14 protein-coding genes and 1 riboswitch are annotated in these 21121 nt (G+C 70.9%); of the genes, 6 read left to right on the forward strand and 8 right to left on the reverse strand.

The genetic code is table 11. The annotated features are described in order from the left end of the window. Nucleotides 1-70: 70 nt before the first annotated feature. The 4 genes from AC27LF_RS36745 to AC27LF_RS36760 are packed head-to-tail and all read right to left on the reverse strand — an operon-like array spanning nt 71 to nt 5207. Nucleotides 71-1744 carry a dipeptide ABC transporter ATP-binding protein gene (locus AC27LF_RS36745; protein ID WP_479660654.1) on the reverse strand — a complete coding sequence of 558 codons (1674 nt, stop codon included), beginning with the start codon at nt 1742-1744 and terminating at the stop codon, nt 71-73. Further along, a complete protein-coding gene (locus AC27LF_RS36750; RefSeq protein WP_479660655.1) occupies nt 1741-2682 on the reverse strand; it encodes an ABC transporter permease in 942 nt (313 codons plus the stop codon). The genes AC27LF_RS36745 and AC27LF_RS36750 overlap by 4 nt, the downstream gene beginning before the upstream one ends. Further along, the gene (locus tag AC27LF_RS36755) at nt 2679-3638 is read right to left on the reverse strand and encodes an ABC transporter permease (protein ID WP_479660656.1); all 960 of its coding nucleotides are present in this window, start codon (nt 3636-3638) and stop codon (nt 2679-2681) included. The genes AC27LF_RS36750 and AC27LF_RS36755 overlap by 4 nt, the downstream gene beginning before the upstream one ends. A 3-nt stretch (nt 3639-3641) precedes the next feature. Continuing rightward, nucleotides 3642-5207: an ABC transporter substrate-binding protein gene (locus AC27LF_RS36760; RefSeq protein WP_479660657.1), complete on the reverse strand. Its 1566-nt coding sequence runs from the start codon at nt 5205-5207 to the stop codon at nt 3642-3644. A gap of 416 nt (nt 5208-5623) precedes the next feature. Beyond that, a riboswitch (SAM riboswitch) is annotated at nt 5624-5737 on the reverse strand. Nucleotides 5738-6432: 695 nt separating this feature from the next. Between AC27LF_RS36760 and AC27LF_RS36765 the strand changes: the two genes are divergently transcribed. Then, nucleotides 6433-9636 (forward strand): TIM-barrel domain-containing protein, encoded by a 3204-nt coding sequence (locus AC27LF_RS36765; protein ID WP_479660700.1) that lies wholly within the window; start codon nt 6433-6435, stop codon nt 9634-9636. A gap of 130 nt (nt 9637-9766) precedes the next feature. On the opposite strand, the gene AC27LF_RS36770 is transcribed toward AC27LF_RS36765, so the two are convergent. Beyond that, nucleotides 9767-10591: a DUF1684 domain-containing protein gene (locus tag AC27LF_RS36770; protein WP_479660658.1), complete on the reverse strand. Its 825-nt coding sequence runs from the start codon at nt 10589-10591 to the stop codon at nt 9767-9769. An 80-nt stretch (nt 10592-10671) separates the two neighbouring features. Continuing rightward, complete coding sequence (locus tag AC27LF_RS36775) at nt 10672-11595, reverse strand: LLM class F420-dependent oxidoreductase (protein ID WP_479660659.1); 924 nt, start codon at nt 11593-11595, stop codon at nt 10672-10674. Between the two features lie 409 nt (nt 11596-12004). Here AC27LF_RS36775 and AC27LF_RS36780 point away from each other — a divergent pair, with 409 nt between their 5' ends. Continuing rightward, nucleotides 12005-14188, forward strand: coding sequence for an ATP-binding SpoIIE family protein phosphatase (locus tag AC27LF_RS36780; protein WP_479660660.1), 2184 nt, complete (start codon nt 12005-12007; stop codon nt 14186-14188). 129 nt (nt 14189-14317) lie between these two features. Here the strand turns inward: AC27LF_RS36780 and AC27LF_RS36785 are convergent, their stop codons facing one another. Continuing rightward, nucleotides 14318-15238 (reverse strand): NADP-dependent oxidoreductase, encoded by a 921-nt coding sequence (locus AC27LF_RS36785; RefSeq protein ID WP_479660661.1) that lies wholly within the window; start codon nt 15236-15238, stop codon nt 14318-14320. 319 nt (nt 15239-15557) lie between these two features. On the opposite strand from AC27LF_RS36785, the gene AC27LF_RS36790 reads away from it, so the two are divergent. From AC27LF_RS36790 to AC27LF_RS36800, 3 genes are read left to right on the forward strand one after another with little or no spacing between them, the layout of a single operon-like run. Continuing rightward, nucleotides 15558-16409, forward strand: coding sequence for a 6-phosphogluconolactonase (locus tag AC27LF_RS36790; RefSeq protein WP_479660662.1), 852 nt, complete (start codon nt 15558-15560; stop codon nt 16407-16409). A gap of 56 nt (nt 16410-16465) precedes the next feature. Next, a complete protein-coding gene (locus tag AC27LF_RS36795; RefSeq protein WP_479660663.1) occupies nt 16466-17767 on the forward strand; it encodes a family 4 glycosyl hydrolase in 1302 nt (433 codons plus the stop codon). Continuing rightward, nucleotides 17764-18813, forward strand: a complete 1050-nt coding sequence (locus AC27LF_RS36800; protein WP_479660664.1) for a BadF/BadG/BcrA/BcrD ATPase family protein — start codon at nt 17764-17766, stop codon at nt 18811-18813. Before AC27LF_RS36795 ends, AC27LF_RS36800 begins: the two co-directional genes overlap by 4 nt. Before the next feature lie 48 nt (nt 18814-18861). On the opposite strand, the gene AC27LF_RS36805 is transcribed toward AC27LF_RS36800, so the two are convergent. Then, entirely contained in the window at nt 18862-19608 is a 747-nt protein-coding gene (locus AC27LF_RS36805) for a GntR family transcriptional regulator (protein WP_479660665.1), read from the reverse strand. Between the two features lie 135 nt (nt 19609-19743). On the opposite strand from AC27LF_RS36805, the gene AC27LF_RS36810 reads away from it, so the two are divergent. Further along, nucleotides 19744-21120: an ABC transporter substrate-binding protein gene (locus tag AC27LF_RS36810; protein WP_479660666.1), complete on the forward strand. Its 1377-nt coding sequence runs from the start codon at nt 19744-19746 to the stop codon at nt 21118-21120. The last annotated feature ends 1 nt before the right edge of the window (nt 21121 follow it).

The following is a 21121-nucleotide window of genomic DNA, read 5'->3' on the forward strand; positions in this document are numbered from 1 at the left end:
CGTCGGACGGTCCGCGGACCGTGTGCGGCGGTCCGCGGACAGCAGGTTCAGCCGGGCCGTGGTGACGTCGTCAGCCTGTGGTGGTCTCGGTGGCGCAGGCGTGACGCCCGCCGGGGATCGCCGCCAGCAGCTCGCGGGTGTACGCGTGCCGCGGTTCGGTGAACAGGTCCCCGGGCGGACCCGTTTCGACAACGCGGCCGGCCCGCATCACGGCCACCTGATGCGCGATCTGGCGCACGACGGCCAGATCGTGCGAGATGAACAGATACGCCACGCCGGTGTCCGCCTGCAACTCGGCCAGCAGGTCCAGGACTTGGGCCTGAACGGACACGTCGAGCGCGGAGACGGGTTCGTCGCACACCACCAGGTCGGGAAAGAGCGCGAGGGCACGGGCGATGGCCACGCGCTGGCGCTGTCCGCCCGACAGCTCGGCCGGACGGCGCTCCAGCGTGGAGGCGGGAAGGGCCACCCGGTCGAGGAGTTCGCGGGCACGGGCGAGCCGGGAGGCGCCGTCGCCGACCTTGAAGGCCCGCAGCGGCTCGGTGATCACCTCGCCGATGGAGAACCGCGGATCGAGCGAGGCGTACGGGTTCTGGTAGACCAACTGGGCGCGGCGGCGCAGCTGTCTGGCCCCGGCGCCCCTGACGGCGGTGACGTCGGTGCCGTCGAACAGGACCTGCCCTGAGGTCACGTCGGCGAGGCGGAGCACCAGACGGGCGGTGGTGGACTTGCCCGAGCCCGATTCCCCGACCAGGGCGAGGGTCTGTCCGCGCCGCACGGTGAGGCTGACGCCGTCGACCGCGCGCAGGGTCCGCGCCCCGCCCCCCGCGCGCGGCAGCCTGAACTCCTTGACCAGGTTGCGGGTTTCGACCAGAGGGACGGCATCGGCGGGCGCCTCGGCCACCGGGGTACGGGGCCTGACCGTGGTCATGCTGGGGGCGCCGGCCAGCAGCCGCCGGGTGTACGCGTGCTGCGGGTCGGCCAGCACGGCACGGGTCTCGCCCGCCTCGACGACCTTGCCCTGCGACATGACCACCAGACGCTGCGCCCGGTCGGCCGCCACCCCGAGATCGTGGGTCACCAGCAGGATCGCGGTGCCCGACTCCTCGGTGAGGCGCTGGAGATGGTCGAGGATGACGCGCTGAACGGTGACGTCCAGCGCGCTGGTCGGTTCGTCGGCGATGATCAGCCTGGGCCGGGCGGCGATGGCGACGGCGATCAGGGCCCGTTGCCGCATGCCGCCGGACAGTTCGTGCGGGTACTGCCGGGCCCGGACGGCCGCGTCGGGCAGCCCGGCACGGTCGAGCACGCCGACCGCCTCGGCGGCGGCCGAACGGCGGGTCGCGAGACCGTGGATGCGCAGCACCTCGGCGACCTGTTCGCCGATCCGCTTGACCGGGTTGAGCGAGACCGTCGGGTCCTGCGGTACCAGCCCGATCTGCGCGCCGCGCACGGTGCGCAGCTCAGCCTCCGACAGCGCGGCCAGGTCGTGCCGGCCGAAGCGGACCGTGCCCGCGTCGATGGTGCCGTTCGCCGCCAGCAGCCGGGTGACGGCGTGCGCGGTGGTGCTCTTGCCGGAGCCGGACTCGCCGACCACGGCGGTCATCCGCCCGGGCCAGACGTCGAGGTCCACGCCCCGCACGGCCGCTACCGTGCCGCCCCGGGTGCGGTACGACACGGACAGGCCGCGGATCTCCAGCAGTGGTGTGGTCACGTCCTCACCGTTCTCACGTTCGTCGGTCATCGCTGCCGGGACCATTCGCCGTCCAGGGCCCGTGCGATGCGGTTGGTCGCCAGCACGGTCGCGGCGATCGCCAGACCGGGCAGCGCGGTCAGCCACCAGGCGTTGGCCAGGTAGTTGCGGCCGTCGGAGATCAACGTCCCCCATTCCGGGGCCGGTGGCGGCGCGCCGTAGCCGAGGAAGCTCAGCGCCGAGACGGCCAGGATCGAGGCGCCGAAGTCCAGCGTGGCCAGGACGATCACCGGGCCTGCGGCGTTGGGCAGGACGTGCCTGCCCAGCACCGAGTACCAGCGGGCCCCGCAGGAGCGGGACGCCTCGACGAACACCGCCTGCCGCACCCGGAGTACTTCGGCGCGCGCCACCCGGGCGAAGGAGGCGACGCTCGCGATGCCGACCGCCACCGCCACCTTCACCGTGCCGTAGCCGAGCGCGGTGACGAGGGCCAGCGACAGGAACAGGGCGGGGATGGACAGGAGGACGTCCACGAAACGCATCAGCACGTCGTCCACCCAGCGGCCCACGAACCCGGCGACCACCCCGAGCAGACCCCCGACCACGAACGCGACCAGGACCGCGATCAGCGTGGCCTTGAGGGACAGTTGGGCGCCGTGCACCACCCGGGAGAACACATCGCGTCCCAGCTCGTCCGTGCCGAACAGGTGACTGCCGCTCGGACCGCGGAAGTTCTGCGACGGCACCCCCTTCAACGGGTCCTGCGAGGTGAACAGGTCCGGCCAGAACGAGGCCAGCACCACCAGGACCAGGACGGCGGCCGACAGCAGCAGACCGGGGCGGCGCAGCAGGAACCGCAGCCCCCGCCGCAGGTCGCCGCGGCGGCCCGGCGGCGCGGGGGAGGCCGACCGGACCGGCCGGGCGAGGCCGAGGGCGGCCTCGGCGGGGTCGGCGGTGTCAACGGTGCTGTCCACAAGACGCTGACTCATGCGAAGCTCGCCCTCCTGTCCGAGGCCACCACGATCCGCGGGTCCAGCAGCGGATAGATGAGATCGACGACCAGGTTCGTCGCCACGAAGATCAGCGCTCCGAACACCACCACCCCTTGGACCAGGGGGATGTCCTGTGCGGTGACCGCCGCCGCGGTCACCCGGCCCAGGCCGTCACGGGAGAACACCGTCTCCACGACGACCGAACCGGCGATCAGCTGCCCGACCAGCAGGCCCACCACCGTGAGCGCGGGCAGCGACGCGTTGCGCAGCGCGTGCCGCAGATGGACCCGCCACCGGCCGGCGCCCTTGGCGCGTGCGGTCTCCACATACGACTGGTCCAGCGCGGTCAGCAGGCTCTTGGCCAGCACCTGGGCGATCTGCGCACCGGTCGGCACGGCCAGCGTCAGCGCCGGCAGGACCAGGCCCCGTACCCCGTCGTTGCCGAACGCCGGGAACCAGTGCAGCCGGAAGGAGAAGGTCTCGACCAGCAGCAGCCCCACCCAGAACGTCGGGACCGACACCCCGAGCGGCGGCAGCGACAGCAGCAGCTGCCGCAGCCAGCGTTGAGCGGTGTACGTCGCCACCACCGCGAGGCCGCCGCCGAGCAGCACCGCGAGCAGCAGCGCGGCACCGGTCAACTGGAGTGTCTGCGGCAGCGCGTCGGCCAGGACGGAGGTCACCGGGCGGCCCGTGGAGACCGCGTCGCCGAAGTCCCCGCGCAGCGCCCGGCCGAGATAGTCGGCGTACTGCGCGAGCACCGGCTTGTCGAAGCCGTACTCGTGTCGCAGCGCGGCGAGTTGGGCGGGGTCGACCTGCCCCGAGTCCGTCCCGGCGCCGGCCATCGCGGTGACCGGGTCGCCGGGCAGATGGTCCAGCACCAGGAACGACACCGTGTAGGCCGCCCACAGCACACCCACGGCCTGCGCCAGCCGTTTGATCACATAGCGGCGCATGCGCTAGCCGATCCAGGTGTCGTGCAGCTGGATCCGGCTGCCCGAGTCAAAGGCGAGATCGTGCACCTTCTTCGACACGCCCAGCTGGGTCTGGAGCTCCACCACCGGCGCGTAGTACGCGTTGCGCACGAGGAGTCTCTGCGCCTCGGCCACCAGGTGGCCGCGCTGCGCGGGGTCCGTGGTCGCGGCCTGTTCGGACAGCGCCGTGTCCAGTGAACTGGGCGGCAGATGGTAGACGTTGACCAGATGGGTGGAGAAGGAGTTGCGCAGGATGTCCGGGTCGGAACGGGTGACGTTCCCCCACACCACGTCGAAGTCACCCGACTGGAGCGTCGTGGTGAACTGGCTGACCTGGAGCTGTTTGAGCACCACGTCGATCCCGACGGCCTTCAGCTGCTGCTGGACCAGTTCCAGCGCGGGCTGGTTGGTGGCCGCGTTGGGGAACCAGGTGATGGTCAGGCTCAGCTTCCTGCCGTCCTTGGTGCGGACACCGTCCCGGCCGGTGTGCCAACCGGCCGCGTCCAGCAGGGACTTCGCCTTGTTGGCGTCGAAGGCGAGGTCCGCGGCGAGATTCGTGTAGTCGGGCGTGGTGTGCGAAAGAACGCTGGTCGCAGGCCGGGTACCGGTCGGGAACACCGTGTCGGCGATCTGCCGCCGGTCGACGGCGGACTGGATCGCACGGCGCACCTTCGCGTCCTTCAGGACGGGCCGCGCGTTGTTGAGCCCCAGCCCGAACACCACGCCGGGGTTGGCCCGGCGCTGGAGGGCGACCTGGCCGCTCTTGAGCGCGGCCTCGTCGGCCTTTCCTACGCTGCTGACCGCGTCCACCTGCCCGGACTGGAGGCTGCCGGCCCTGACCCCCGCCTCCGGCACGACCTTGAACACCAGCTTGTCCAGGTACGCCTCGCCCTTCTTGGACCACAGCGAGGAGCCCCAGGCGTACCCGGTGCGCCGGGCCAGGGTGATCGACTGGTTCTGCACATACTGCTTCAGCACGAACGGCCCGGACCCGATCACGCCGTCGCTGCACTTCTGCTGGGGTGTCTTGTCGACGCTCGCCGACGACTCGATGCCCAGCGAGTGGGTCGACGTCGCCTGGAGGAACTGGGCGTTGGGTTCCTTGAACGTCACCTTGACGGTGAGCGGGTCGACCACGGTGGTGCTCCTGACGCCGCTGAGATAGCCTTGGGCGAGGGTTCCCAGGGCGCCGAGCTTCGGCACCGCGTCGAAGTTGTCCTTGACCACCTGCGCGGTCAGCTTGGACCCGTCGCTGAAGGTGACATTCGGCCGCAGACGGAAGGTGAACGCCGTCGCGTCGGCGTTGATGTCCCAGCTCTTCGCCAGCCACGGCACGATCTTGCCGGTCCTCGGGTCCTGGTCGGTCAGGGAGTCCACGACCTGGCGCACCGAGTAGATGGTGTCGTTGCTGCCGACCTGCTGCGGATCCACGCAGCCGGCGTCGGAACCCACCGCGAAGGTCAGGGTGCCGCCGGACCTCGCCCGGCCGCTTCCGCCGCCGGATGCGCCGCCGCTCGAACCACAGGCGGTCAGCAGGACACTGGCGGTCACAAGGGCGGCCAGGGGAGCCCGTCGGGAGAGTCTGAATTCCGGAAATGCTGTCACGGAGGGGGTCTCCTACTCGTGTCACCAGGCACGGGGTGCCGTGCGAGGCACGGCCGCGCAGGGGCGTGCGGCCCCGGCCGGATCGGCTCCGGCGGCGGGGGAGCGCCGTACAGACAGGGATCAGGGGGACGACACCGGAAGCCGGCGGCGAGGGGAAGGCACGGGACAGCCGGGGCCGGCGGCGGACGTCAGCCGGCGGCGGGCGGGCGCGTCAGGACCGACACAGGCAGCTGGTCGAGCGCTTCAGATCGATGTGGCGTCGGCGTGCGAGCCGGGAGAACGCCGTGGCGTCGGCGAAGGAGGCAACCGCGTCACCACTGTGCCGCATACCGGTCCTCCCCGTCTCCCGCCCCGCTCCGGGGGCCACGCGCTTGCGGGAATCGTCGGTGATTCCGCCGGGCTTTCACCTGGAGCACCCCACCGCGCGGGAGGGTTGCCGGTCAGCGAGCCAGGGCTTGACGCTGACACTCAATGCCGTTCGCGATGCTACGGAGCGCTCTCGTCGTACGTCAATGCCGTAACCCGACGTCCTGTTCGACGCTCCGCGTGCAAGGCGGCCGTCTCATGTACCGGGACGCGTGGTGGACGCTTCTGCGACCGTGTGCTGTGATCCGGCCATGGAGAGCGCAGGTCAGGCACGCACCCCGCGGCTCGACCCGTTCCGGGCGGGCCGCCGCGCCGATCAGTTCGACCAGACCTGCCGCTGACCGCTCGCCGCCCGTCAGCCCGTTCTCCCCGTTCTTCGCGCGCGCTGCGCCGCGCCCTCGGGGTTCACCGGCGCCGTCGCGAGGCGAGGAGAGTGAGTCGGCACCTCGGCCGCCCACCAGCTGTGACACCGTGCGTCCCCGACTGCCGCTGCCGCGCCGGGTGTTGTGCGGCGGCGAGACGGCTGCCGGGGGACGCGTCGGGCGACGCGCCTCGTGACGGGCCCGGTGATGCGGCAGGGGCGTGCGGCACCCTTATGGACACGGCCTCCAGGATGTACCCTCACGCCACCCACCCGATTTCCAACGTTGAAAGGATCGGGGCGAGTTGGGACCGGCCCGGCAGGGACAGGCCATCCGGCCGACAGAAGGACGGAGTTGCCATGACAGTCGCATCGAAGAGGCGACGGCTCAGATCGGCGCGGCGGCGCATGGGCACGGCCGCCGCCCTGGCCGTCGCCGCCGCCATGACGCTGATGGGCGCCGGCCCCGCGTCGGCCGGCGGCCCGCAGGGCACGAGCATCCCCACCGTCAACTCCGGGGACGCCCGCTTCGAGATCCTTTCGCCGACGCTGATCCGCACCGAGTACGCGGGCGACGGCGAGTTCACCGACGCCGCGACGTTCAACGCGATCGGCCGCGACGGCTTCGCGCCGGCCGCCTACACCGCCACCACCTCCGGCGGCTGGCTGACCATCAGGACCAGCGCGCTGACCCTGCGCTACCAGGTCGGCTCCGGGCCGTTCGACGCGAAGAACCTCTCGGTGCGCCTGACGGCCGGCGGCACCCCGGTGACCGCCGCCCCCTGGCAGCGGCTGACCTGTACGGTCGGCGCGCTGTGCGAGGCGGAGAGCCTTCGGCTCGACGGGGTGTCCGTGGCCGCGGACCACACCGGCCACACCGGCACCGGATTCGCCGCCGGATTCCAGGGCACCGGAAGCTCCGCGTCCGCTGACATCGATGTCAAAGAGGCCGGCGCCTACCAGTTCGCCCTGCGCTACGCCAACTCCGCGGGCGGGGACGGCCAGACCCGCACCCGCACACTGACCCTGTCGGTGGACGGCGGCGCGCAGCAGACGATGACCCTGCCGACCACGGCGAACTGGGACACCTGGAGCCGGGCCACCGCGGATCTCGCGCTCACCGCGGGCCACCACACGATCGCCCTGACCCGGACCGCCGCGGACAGCGGGAACGTCAACATCGACAGCGTCGCCCTGGTGCGCCCCGGCGACGCGTACCCGCCCGTCTCCCGCACCGCGATCCCCGACTGCCCGCTCGGCACGAGCTGCGAGGCGGAGGCCGGACGGACCGGTGGCACCGCGGTACGCGCCACCGACCACACGGGATACGCGGGCAACGGCTTCGTCGCCGAACTGAACAAGGGGTCGAGCCTGACGACCCATCTGGTCGGCGTTCCGGTCGACGGCACGTACACCCTGCGGGTGCGCTACGCCAACGGCACCGGCGGCGACGGCCTCCACCAGACCCGCACCGCCTCCGTCACCGCGGGCGGCGCCACCGGGACCCTGACGCTGCCCGCGACGAACGACTGGAACACCTGGCAGACCGCCTCCGTACCCGTCGCCCTGAAAGCAGGCGAGGACGACGTCACCCTCGGCTGCCCGGACACGGCGAGCTGCCACATCAACCTGGACACCGTCTCCGTGGCCGCGACGAACGAGCCCGCGCCCGCCCCGCACATCGCGCTCGGCGGCTACCGCCGGGGCCTGGACGGCGTGACCGGCAGCGGCAACGCCCCGCCGACCACCCCCGGCCTGCTCAACAAGGACGGCTGGTACCTGCTGGACGACACCCCGTCGGCGCTCTACGACACCGCGTCGCGGAAGGCAACACCGCGGCCGTCGCACGGCGGCGCTCCCTACCAGGACGGCTACCTCTTCGGCTTCGGGCACGACTACAAGCGGGGACTCACCGACCTGGCCACCCTGACCGGGCCGCCGCAACTGCTGCCGCAGTGGGCCTACGGCGTCTGGTACTCGGAGTACATCGACCGCACCGCCGCGGACTACCAGAACACGATTCTCCCGGCATTCCGCTCCGAACACGTCCCACTGGACGTGCTGGTGACCGACACCGACTACAAGGCCGTGAACGACTGGAGCGGCTGGGAGATGGACCGGGGCAGATTCCCCGACCCGAAGGGGTTCTTCGACTGGTCGGCCGCGCAGGGGCTGCACAACACCCTCAACGTGCACCCGAGCATCCTCGCGTCCGACCCCCAGTTCGCCCAGGCGCAGGCCACGGCCAAGGGCAAGCTGAAGAAGGGCGGTTGCGGCGGATCCGCCTCGGTGGGGAACAACTGCTACGTCTTCGACTTCGGCGACCCCGACCAGCTCAAGGCGTACCTGGACCTGCACCGGACCATGGACGAGCAGGGCAACGACTTCTGGTGGCTCGACTGGTGCTGCGACGCCTCGCAGTCGTCGCTGCCGGGCGTGACGCCGGACGCATGGATCAACCAGCAGTACGCCACCCACACGGGCGAAACCCTCGGCCGAGGCTTCGTCCTCTCACGCGCCTACGGCTCGCTCCAGGCCGGCGGCTACAGCGGCCAGCAGGCGGTGCCGACCGGACCGTGGGCGGACAAGCGCACCACCGTGCACTTCACCGGGGACACCTCCTCCACCTGGGGCACACTGAAGTTCGAGGTCGGCTACACCCCGGGTGAGTCAGCGGCGACGGGCATGGCGGCCGTCACACACGACATCGGCGGGCACAACGACACGACGGGGCTGACCGGTTCGGAGACATACACCGTCGACGGGCAGACCCGCACCACGCACAAGCTGCCCGACGACCTCTACGCCCGCTGGGTGCAGTTCGGCACCTTCCAGCCGATCGACCGGCTGCACAGCAACCACAGCGACCGGCTGCCCTGGCAGTACGGCACCGGGGCGCGGAAGTCGGCGGACACGTTCCTCAACCTCCGCGAGAACCTGGTCCCGTACACATACTCGCTGGCCGAGGAGGCCAACCGGACCGGTGTGCCGATCGTCCGTCCCGCCTACCTGGAGTACCCCGACGAGCCGCAGGCGTACGCGACGGCCGGCAGCGAGTACTTCTACGGCCCGGACCTCCTGGTCGCCCCGGTGACGACACCGGGGACGACGGCGACCACCACGGTGTGGTTCCCGCCCGGCCGGTGGACCGACTACTTCACCGGCAGGACCTACGAGGGCGGCACCACCCAGGACATCACCACCGGCCTGGACACCATGCCGGTGTTCGTCAAGGCCGGCGGCATCCTGCCCACCCGCACCCATGACGTCACCGACGACGAGCGCAACCCGCTGACCGACGTCACCCTGACCATCGCCACCGGCGCGCCGGGGACGTACCGCCTGTACGAGGACGACGGAACCGCCGCGCGGCGGGGACACAGCGCCACGACGACCGTCCGCTACGAGCGCAGCGGCTCGCGCCACACGGTGTCGATCGGCCCGGCGCGTGGCTCCTTCCGCGGCCAGGTGAAGAACCGCACCTGGACACTGTCCCTGCTGGGGATGGCCCACGCACCCACCGAGGTGAAGGCTGCCGGTGTCCGGCTGACCCCCCGCGACCACCACTGGGACGACTCCACCGGCACGTTCACGATCACCCTGCCCCGGCACACCGTGCACGGCCCGATCACCGTCACCTACAAGTAGCAGGACACACCCGCCGGCACGGACGATCCCGGACGGCCGCCCGCGGACCGGCGCACACACGCCCCCGCGGACGGCCCCCGCGGCGGCACGAGCCCGGATGACGGCCACGACAGGGCGTGCCGCGGGCCGGTCAGGAGCCGCCGCGCTCGTGGGGGATCTTCTGGCCGGTCTCGATCGCCACCGCAAGCCGGTTCTCGGCCGGCGGCAGCGGGCAGGTGGCCAGGTCCGTGTAGGCGCACGGCAGGTTGGCGGCGCGGTTGAAGTCCAGTACGACGCTGCCGTCGGCGGCGGGCGGCTCCACGGTCAGCACCCGGTTGGCGGCGTAGGTGGTGACCCCGGAGGTCGCGTCGGTGAACAGCACCATCAGCCGGCCCGCACCGCGACCGGGGAAGGCGGTCAGGGACAACCGGCGCCCGTCCAGCTCGAATTCGATCCTGCCCGGGGCGTCGTACACATGCTCAAGGCCCTCCACCGCGGCGCCCACGGTGGTCGGCCGCGGCTCGTCGAAGGGTACGTAACGTCCCGTCACGACCCAGCGCGGATGCGGCGCGTAGGCGGGTGTCCCGGTGAAGGCGGCACGCAACGGAGCGTCCGGGTGCCGGGGACGCACGATGTCGTGTCCGCCGCGCTTGGCGACCTCGATCACGGCGTCTTTCCAGACGGCGTCGACACCGCCGCGCTCGGGAAGCACACCGAAACGGTGCTCGCCCCGCACCGGTGTTCCCTCGACGACCAGTTCCTCCCCGTCGTCCAGGGTGACGACGACCCCGTCGCGGCCGGTGCGCCAGGCACCGGGGGCGTCGGGGAAGCGCTGCGGCCGGTCGTCGAGCCAGTGCAGGCCGGTGATCGCCAGAAATCCGTGCGGATCGGCGAGCCGGGCCTCCTGGGCGCGGTACCAGTCCAGCCATTCCTCGGTGAACGCCTGGAGTTCGGTCGGAGTGACGTCGGTGCTCATGGTTGCTCCCTCGTTCCGCGAGGCCCGGCCTCGCCATGGTGTGCGGACAGGAGTCCGGTCGACGGCCCGCCGTCGCGCACTCAGCCGGCCAGTTCGCCGAGGAGTGCCCAGGTGCGCCGCCGGCCGGCCGCTCCGGCGATCTCGGTGCCCGAGAAGACGACCTCGGTGGCCCCGGCGTCCCGGTACCGCCGTACCTCGGCGGCGACCGTCTTCTCGTCGCCGATCACGGCGACATCGGCGGCAGGCCGGCCGCCGGAGAGTTCGATGACCCGCGCGTAGGACGGGATCTGTTCGTAGAACGCCAGCTGCTCGGTGGCCTTAGCCCGCACCGCCGCCACGTCGTCGGTGACCACGCCGGGCACCAGGGCCACGACCCGGGGTGCGGGCCGGCCGGCGGCCTCGGCCGCCGCCGTCAGGGCGGGCACGATGTGTTCCGCCAGGGCGCGCGGCCCGGCCAGATAGGGGAGGATCCCGTCCGCCAGCTCACCGCTGACGCGCAGCGCCTGCGGTCCCATCGCGGCGACCAGCAGGGGCACGCCGTTCTCGGCACCCGGTACGCGCGCGGGGATCGACGGGGCCGCGGTGAGCAGTTCACCGTGGAAGTCGGCCGTACCGGTGTCCGTCAACTGCCGCAGGGCGGTGAGGAATTCACGCAGGCGGGCGATGGGCCGGGTGAAGGGCAGCCCGAAGCCGGTCTCCGTCAGCAGCCTGGTGCCCAGGGCCAGCCCGAGGTGGTAGCGGCCGTGCGTCGCGGCCTGGGCGGTCTGGGCCTGGCTGGAGACGAGCAGCGGGTGCCGGCCGAAGACGGGGAGCGCGGAGGTCCCCACGTGCAGTCCGGGTACCTCGCGCCCGGCGATCGCCGCGAGCTGGGGTGAGTCCGCGCCGAAGGTCTGCCCGAACCAGGCCGAGCGCAGACCCGCCGCCGCGGCCTCGCGCGCCAGCTCCACCGTGGTGTCGACCTGGTTGTCCGCGTCGGACGCGTTGAGTACTACTCCTACCGTCATGCCAGTCAGAACGGTCGCCGGCAGAACCCGCATTCCGTTCGTGTGTTTCAGCTTCTTGTCAGTCATGTGTACGGGGCGCCGCGCACACCGGTCCTGCACCGGTGACTGCGCGGAGCCCCGCACCCGACCCGGTCCGCCCGAAGATCCCCGCGCGGCTACCCGGCCCGCATTCGCCGGCCGGTCCGGACCGGCGCAAGCCGCCGCGCAGGCGTACCGAGGGCGATGCACGGCCGGCACCGCCGCGGTGCGGAAGCGGGCGGGAAAACAGCAAAGTGCTGTCGGAGTATTAGGTGATCGAAAAGCGGGGACGCGGACCGCCTCATTCAACGGCTGAATAGCCGATGGGTCGCCCGCACATTTATCATGTGCTCTATTGGAGGTGGTTGGACGGCGCCGGGAGCTGAGCGGTATGAACGCTGACACGCGCGGGCCCGGCCGGCGAGCGGACGGGCATCCCGCCGGCGGCCGTGACGACGTCCTCGTGGACGCCGCGTGCCGTACGCTGCGTGATCTGCACGCTTCCTCGGTGGCCCTGTTCCTTCCCGTGCGGGGCGAGCCCGTCCTGGGCGCGGCCGTCGCCGCCGTCGAACCGCTCGGCGTGGGACTGATGGAGCGGCTGCCCATGGACGACGAGATTTTTCCGTCCGTCGCCGCCTATAAAACCGGCAGGCCCAAGGTCGCGCACTCCATTGACACGCTCGGCAAGTATCCGGAATTCGCCGTCTTCGTTCCTTATCCGCTCACCATCGCGTCGGCGCCATTGGAATCGGCGGGTAAACGGTTTGGTGCGATCGCCGCCTTCTGGCCCGGAATTCGCCGTCATATCCGTCCGCATGAAATGGACCGGCTTTCCGCTGTGGGCCGTGAGGTGGCCCGCGAGCTGATTCCGTTGGCGGCGGCGGGCGTCTCCATGCAAGCCGGCGACATTCCGGTGGTGACCGCGATGTGTAGGGTGTCTCCGGCCGCCGGGGACGATGCGGTGCGGGACGCGGAGGTGGCTCCCTTTCTTTACCACATTCAGCAGCTGGCCCTGCGGCTGACCGGGGCGTTCAGCCTTGAGGACGTCGTCCAGGTGGCCAACCGGCGGGTCGTCGCCGGACTGAAGGCCAGGGCGACCGTCATCACCTCGTTGGAAAACGGGCGCCTGCGGGTGGTGGGTGCCTCCGGTTGTTCGCAGGTTTTCCTGCGGCGGCTGGAAGGCTCCTCGTCCTGTAGCGGCATGCCCGAGGAGCGCGCGATGACGGAGAAGAGTCAGCTCTTCTTCGACACGGCGCATCCGGAGACGAGGGATCGGGTCGAGTCGGCGGCCGACGAGGGCGCCGAGGAATACGTATGGGTGGTAAGCCCTCTTATGGCGGGTACGCGCGTGCTCGGTACGTGTTCCATCGGTTTCACGGCCGACGGCCGTGACTTTGCCGCCGAGCGTGCCGCTCTCCATGCCCTGGTGCCCCTTCTCGGCCAGGCGTTCGAGCGGATCCGCGCCGAGGAAGCCTCGCACGCGCTGGCGCGACAGCTGCAGCAGGCCCTGCTGCCGAGAATGCTGCCGAGCATTCCAGGTCTCGTCTCCACCAGCCGCTATGTGCCTGCCAGCGGTGGTCTTGAACTGGGCGGCGACTGGTACGACCTGATTCCCGTCCCGGCCGGCGGTGTCACGGCTGTCATCGGAGACGTGCAAGGCCACAGCACGGCCGCGACGGTGGTGATGGGACAGCTCCGCAGCGCCGTTCGGGCCTATGCCACCGACGGGGCCGGCCCCGGGTCACTGCTGCGGCGCACCAATCGCCTGCTGGGCGAACTGAAGACGGACCTCTTCGCCACCTGCTGCTGTGCCCTGCTCGACCCGGAGACAGGATGCATGCGCGTGGCGACAGCCGGTCACCCGTTGCCCTTGATCAGGCAGGCGTCCGGTGACTATCTCGATCCCCGAGCGGATGTGGGCCCGCCGCTCGGAGTCGACGCCGAGTACGAGTACACCGATGTCAGCGTTCATCTGGAGCCCGGGGCCCTGGTCGCCTTCTACACCGACGGCTTCCTCCGTGCCGGCCCCGGACACGAGATGAGCCGCGGTGTCATCGACAGCGCCTACGCCGTCTCCCACGGCCAGTTGGAGGCCATCGGCGACGAGGTCGTGAAACGCACGACCGTCTTTCCGCGGGCCGCGGACGATGCGGCACTGCTGCTTCTGCGCTATGAGGAGCCCTCCGCGCAGGCACGGCATTATGTGCAGCGTCTGGAGATCGCCCGGCGTGATCTGCGGGGAGTGCAGCGCGCCCGGCTGTTTCTGCGGGCCTGGTTGTCCGCATGGTCGCTCAACGCGCTCGACGACGAGGCGCAACTGCTGTTGTCGGAAGTCGTGACGAACGCGCTCGTCCATGCCGACAGCGACGTCGACCTCCGGGTGCGGCGGTATCCGCACTATCTGCGCGTGGAGGTCAGGGACAGCGATCCCCACCCCGCCATCAACGTCGGACGTCCTGGCGAGGCCCAGGCCGAGGGCGGCCGGGGGATGATGATCGTCTCGACGCTCGCCTCGGCGTGGGGCAACTCGCCGAGCGGTCGCGGAAAAACCGTGTGGTTCGAGCTTCCTTTCTGACGCCCACACCGAGGAGCCTGTCGCAGCGATCGCCCGTCGGCTCGGTTTCACCGAGCGCGTCCGGCCCCCGCGACCGTCTTCGCCTGCGGCTGCTCCGCAGCGCGAGACGGTCACGGTGGGTGTCCTGGTTCAGTCCTCCGTGACGCGGATGATCGTCTTGCCCGGGGTGCGCTCGCCGGGGGTGAACGCGGTGGGCGCCTCGGCGAGCGGCCGCACCGCACCGACGTCCGGTTTGAGCCGGCCGTCCCTCAGCCGCGCGGCGAGATCGGCGAGCCGGGCGCGGTCGGGTTCGACGACGAAGAAGACCGCCCGCCCGTCCTTCGGCCGGACCCTGGGCGGCATGACGACGCTGACCAGCGTGCCACCGGCCCGGACCAGGGCGGCCGAGCGGTCGAGGATGTCGCCGCCGATCACGTCGAAGACGACGTCGGCCTCGCCGGCGTCCTCCAGCTTCTCGGACCGCAGGTCGATGAAGGTGTCGACGCCGAGTGCGCGTGCCCTGTCCCGGCCGGAGGCCCGGCCGGTGCCGATGACGCGGGCGCCGGCCTCGCGGGCGAGCTGCACCGCGATCGAGCCGACGCCGCCCGCGGCACCGTGGACGAGGACGGTCTGGCCTGCGGTCAGGCGGCCGTGGTCGAACAGGCCCTGCCAGGCGGTCAGCCCGGAGATCGGCAGCGCGGCGGCCTCGGTGTGGTCGATGTCCGCCGGCAGCGGGGCCAGGTTGCGGGCCTCCACCGCGGTGTACTCGGCGAGCGTGCCGTCGCGGGCCCAGTCCGCCAGGCCGAACACCCGCTGTCCGACGCTCAGGCCGGTCGTGCCGTACCCCAGCTCCGCGACGACACCGGACAGCTCGTGCCCGGGCACGCTCGGCGTCCGGTCGCGGCCGGCGCGATCGGCCCACGTGGCGGGCCAGTCCAGTTCGCCCGGGGTGAAGCCGGCGGCGTGCACCCGCACGATGACGTCGTTCTCGGCCGCATGGGGGTAGGGGATGTCCGTCAGGGACATCCCGGCAGGACCGGCATGACGGTCCCGCACGGTGATGGCTCGCATACAGGTCCTTACAGGAGAGGGACGATCCAGGCGCACACCGCTCGCGCGCGGGGCACAGGGAGGCCGCAGGTGGATGTATGCCGCTCCGCGCGATCGATCTCACCTGATCTCGCGTGTTCCGCGTGTTCCTTCCGCGGAGACCTCGCCGCCGCCGTCGGTGACATGGACGGCGTCCTGCCGCGGGAGTCCGACCAGGGCCGGCCGCGTATGACACGGGTGACATCACTTGGGCCATTGCCCAGACCAGTCAGACCACAGTAGTATCCGTGGAGTAACTGGTTCGCCCGAGTCTTTGGCCGGTTGAGAAGGAGTTCATTCTGTGCGGGTTTCGCCGATCGTCTTCCCGGACCCAGAGGCCCTGGGGCGCAGACTTGCCGCGGAGATCGCAGACGAGATCGAGGACGCCGCGCGCGCGGGACGGATGTATGTGCTCGGCTGTCCGGGGGGCCGCAGCGCCGCCAGCACCTACCGCGCCCTGGCGCGGGAAGTGGCGGCACGCCGGTTGGACCTCGGACACGTCGTGATCGTGATGATGGACGAATACGTTGAGGTCGTGGCGGCCGTGGCGGCCGTGCCGGCCGTGGCGTCGGACGGTCACGGCTCGCGGTACCGGGTGATCGATCCCGAGCTGCCCCACAGTTGCCGCCGCTTCGGGCGGACGGAGATAGTGGAGCCGTTGAACGCGGCCGCGGGGCCGGGGCGGACCATCGCCCCGGAGCGGCTGTGGGTGCCCGACCCGAGTGACCCGGAGGCGTACGACCGCCGGATCGCGGAGGCAGGCGGCATCGATCTGTTCCTGCTCGCCTCGGGGGCGGGCGACGGGCATGTCGCGTTCAACCCCGTGGGCAGCGCGGCGGACTCCCGCACCAGGGTGGTCCAGCTGGGGGAGCAGACCCGGATCGACAACCTGTCGACCTTCCCCACCTTCCGCGGGGTGGACGACGTGCCCCGGTACGGGGTCACCGTCGGTCTCGACACCATCCGTTCGCAGTCCAGGCGCGTGGTGATGGTGGTGCACGGCCGGGACAAGGGGCAGGCGGCCCGGCGCCTCACGCTGGCCACGGGATACGAGGCCGACTGGCCGGCCACGGTGTTCGCCGACTGCGCCCATCCACAGCTCTACCTGGACCAGGCGGCGGTCGCCGCCTCCGCGTCGTTCGCCTCCCTCTGACGTCGCACCTCAAATCGCAATCCGAAGTAGATTCACCCACAGATCCTGGAGGATCGATGGCTCGCGTAAAGATCGCCTACCTCGGCGGTGGCTCCTCGCGTGCGGCGGGGACGATGGCCTCGTTCATGCACCACGGCGAGGAGTTCGACGGCTCCGAGTTCGTGCTGATCGACCTGGAGCAGGACCGGCTCGACGTGGTCCGGAAGCTCACGCAGAACATGGCCCGCAACCAGGGTCTGGACATCACCATCACCACGTCGACCAACCAGCGCGAAGCCCTGCGCGATGTCGACGCCGTGCTCAGCAGCTTCCGTCCGGGCGGTTTCGAGGCCCGCGCCCTGGACGAGCGGATCCCGCTCAAGTACGGCGTCATCGGCCAGGAGACGCAGGGTCCCGGCGGCATGATGATGGCGCTGCGCTCGATCCAGATCATCAAGAGCCTCTGCGCCGACCTCGCCGATGTCGCTCCCGGCGCCCGGATCTTCAACTACACCAACCCGGTCAACATCGTCTCCCAGGCGGTGTCCGACTACACCGACATCCCGATCGCCTCCTTCTGCGAGGGCCCGATCGTCTTCCCGCCGGTGGTCGCCAAGGCCGCCGGTCTCGACCCGGACAAGCTCAAGGCCAACCTGGTCGGCATCAACCACAACTGCTGGTCCAACGAGGCCACCTACGACGGGCAGGACGCGTTCCCGATCCTGCGCGAGCGGTACGAGGCGCTGAAGGGCAAGCCGACCGACGACATCAACGGTCTGCGGGCGCTGCACCTGGCGGTGGCGATGGAGTCCATCCCCTCGGACTACTTCAACTACTACTACTTCCGGGACGAGATCCTGCGCGAGCGGCAGCTGGCCGAGAAGACCCGTTCCGAGATCATCATGGACGAGCTGCCCGGCTACTGGCAGCACTACCGCGAGCAGGCGGACTCCGACGCCCCGCAGCTGGAGCAGGACCGTTCCCGCGGTGGCATCCACGAGCTGGAGCTGGCCATCGACGCGATCAGCGCGTACTACAACGACGCTCCGATCCGTCAGCCCTTCAACATCACCAACACCGAGGGCTGGCTGCCCGGATTCGAGGAGTCGACCGTCGTCGAGCTGTGGGGCACGGTGGACGGCAAGGGCTTCCACCCCGAGAAGCAGAAGCCGCTGCCGCACTCCGTGCTCGGCATCACCCAGCAGCTGGCCGAGTACCAGATCCTCACCGCCAAGGCCGGCTGGGAGGGCAACGTCGCGGACGCGGTCCGCGCCATGATGGCCAACCCGCTCGTGCCGTCGCTGCCGGTGGCCGAGGCGCTGTACGCCGAGATGGCCCACGCCCAGCGCGCCTGGCTGCCGGAGCGTCTGCTGCCGTGAGCAAGGCGCAGACGGCCTGTCCCGCGTCCACGCTCTTCCTGGGCGTGGACGCGGGCAACAGCAAGACCGCCGCTCTGGTGTCCACCATCTCCGGTGAGGTGGTGGGCGCCGGGCGTTCGGGCTGCGGGGACATCTACGGGGCGCCGACCCCCGAGGCCGCCGTGGCCGAGGTGCTGGCCGCCGCGCGTACGGCGCTGGCCCAGGCGGGGGCGGACATCGGCGACATCGCCGGCGCGGCCTTCCGGCTGGCCGGCGTCGACTGGCCCGAGGACCGGGACTACTGGGACGAGGCCCTGACCCGGCACTGCCCCGGTGCGCTCGGCGCGCGGACCGTCCTGAACGACGGCTATGCCGCGATCCGCTGCGGCGATCCCTCGGGTGTCGGCATTTCGGTCACCGGGGGCACGGCGGCGGCGATCGCCGCCCGCGGGCCCGACGGCGAGCTGTGGGACATGGGCTGGTGGAGCCAGCACGCCATGGGCGCGGTAGGGCTGGCGAACGAGGCGTTCCGGGCGGTCTTCCTGGCCGAGCTGGGACTCGGACCGCGGACCGCCCTGACCGAGGCCCTGCTCACGCACTACGGGAAACCCTCGGTGGCGGCCCTCAACCACTGGCTGACCCGACGCCACGACCCTGCCACCGGGCGCGAGCGGACCAGTTGCGCACGGGTGGTCACGGCGGTGGCGACGGCGGGCGACCCGGTGGCCGTGGACATCGTCCGCGCCCAGGGCGCCCGCTTCGCCCAGTACGCCGGAGTGGCCGCGCGGCGCACCGGACTCACCCGGGCCGACCGGCCCGTGAGCATCGTGCTGTCCGGCTCGGTGCTGATGGCACCGGGCTCCCCGGTCGCCGAGGCGCTGCTCGCGGAGCTGCCCGCCCATGTACCCGGCGCGGTGCTGCTGCGTGCCTCGCTGCCACCGGTGGCGGGAGCGCTGCTGGACGCGCTCGGCGAGGCGGGCGTACCGCTGCACGAGCCGGAAGTGGCCGGTGCCGTGCTGGAAAGCGTCACGGGGAGCATGCCTCCCCAGGAGTTCTGGGCGACCTGAGGCGTGTGCCGGCGGAGCCGGCGCACGCCGGCCCCGCCCCGGCCGCCCTCAGCCCGATGCGATCGGGCGGAACAGGTCGGCCTGGAAGCGGTAGGCGTCGCTGCGGTAGACCATCTGGCCGGCCAGCACCGGGGAGCCGTCGTCGGTGTAGGTCAGCTCCTCGCCGATCAGCACCGGATCCGCGGGCGTGATGTCCAGCAGTTCGGCGGTGGTCTGGTCGGCCGCCGCCGCGCGGACCGTGTAGGAGCTGCGGGCGATGCGCAGTCCGCAGGTCTGCTCCAGGGTCTCGTACAGCGAGCGGTCGGTGAGGTCGATCTCCGCCAGCTCGGGGGCGAGGGACAGCGCCACCACGCTGGTGTCCACGCACACCGGCACACCGTCCAGGCTGCGCAGCCGCTGCAGGTCGAGGACGCGGGAGGCCGGGGCGATGGCCAGTTGCTCGGCCTCCTCGAAGGTGGCGGACCGGGCGCGTTGGTGCAGTACCTTTGACTCCGGCCGCAGCCCGCGGGCGTGCGCCATCTCGGTGAAGCTCTGCAGCGTGCTCGGCGGTTCGCCGACGACACTGCGGCGGACGAACCAGCCGCGCTGCGAAGAGCGCTCCAGCTTGTTCTCCTCGGCCAGGCGGCTCAGGGCCAGGCGCAGAGTGGAACGGCTCACCCCGAGGGCCACGGCAAGATCGCGCTCCCCGGGCAGCCGGCTTCCGGCCTGGTAGACCCCGCGGCGCAGTGCGTCACTGAGCCGACGGTAGGTCTGGTCGACGGCAGCCCCCGCCTTGGTGTCTTCCACGCTCGTCATACCTCCAACGCTACCAAAACTGGTCTGACAAGTGGAATGAACAAACCAGCTTCATGAATCTGGACTAAGTGGTATGCCCTAGCCTAGGCTCGGTCCACCCGGGCTCTCGGGCACTCATCGAGGACAGGAGACATCGTGGTCTCGCGCAGTAGAACCCGACCGATCACCGGCGTACTCGTATCCCTCACGGCAACCGGGCTGCTCGCCGGCTGTGTGCCGGGCACCAGCGGAGCCGGCTCGTCCAACTCCGCCGGGAAGGATGCGGTCGTCACCGATCCGGCCGCCATGGGCAAGGTCACGTTGAATGTGTTGGACACCTTCTCCGGCGGCACGGACAACGCCTGGATGACCTCCGTCGTCAACGCCTTCGAGAAGAAGTACCCCAACATCACGATCAAGCGGACCTCGATGGCCTGGGGCGACGCGATGGCCGCCCTGCCGCTCAAGCTGAAGTCCCACAACCCGCCGGACATCGTCCCGCCCAACAACGGCTGGCAGTCGATGGGAACCCTGGTCCGCGGCGGGCTGCTGCTCAACCTGGACAACTATGCCGACGCCTACGGATGGAAGACGTCCTTCCCGCAGTCCATCCTCAGCGAGCACGAGTTCAGCACCGACGGCAAGCAGATGGGCACCGGCTCGGTGTTCGGCACCCCGGTCGCCCGGGCCTCCCTGATCGAGGTCTACTACAACCGCTCGCTCCTCAAGGAGATCGGAGCGAAGGTGCCGACCACCTACGCCGAGTTCCAGGCCGCTCTGGCCAAGGCCAAGGCGGCCGGCATCACCCCCATCACCCTCGGCAACGCCGATCAGAACGGCGTCACCCAGCCCCTCTTCTCGCTGACGGACGCCTTCGGCGCGCAGAGCAAGATCTCCGACTTCATCTACTCGAAGGGCGATGTGGGCATCGCCCAGACCGGGTTCCCCAAGGCGGTGTCCACGTTCAAGCAGTGGTCCGACAAGGGCTATCTGACCAAGGACTACGCCGGCGTCGCCTCCGCGGACGCCGCCCAGTCCTTCGTCAACGGCAAGGGACTGTTCCACTTCGACTACTCCGGCTCCCTGCCCCTCAAGACGGGCCAGTCCAAGGGCTTCGGGTCGTTCGTGCTGCCCCGTGAGGACGGCGGCAAGCCGGTGGCCACCGCCTCCGCCGCGGCCAATTTCTCCATCTCCTCGAAGACCAAGCACGCCGACGCCGCCGCCGCCTTCCTGAATTTCGCTGCCGGTGAGCAGGCGGCCGAGCTGGCCGTCGAGCACGGGACGATGCCGTTGCTGCACGCGAACGTCAAGGCGACCGGCCAGGACCCGCTGCTCGCGGACGACGTGGCCATCGCCCAGGGCATCTCCACCGACGGCACCACCGTGCCCTTCCTGGACTGGACCACACCGACGCTCTACCAGACCATCAACACCACCATGCAGAGCATGCTGGCCGGCAAGTCCACCGAGAAGGCGGTGGTCACCGCGGCCGACCGAGACGCCACCGCCCATGCGAAGACCCTGGGGAAGTAAG

It is taken from the genome of Streptomyces diversicolor, from assembly GCF_057537855.1.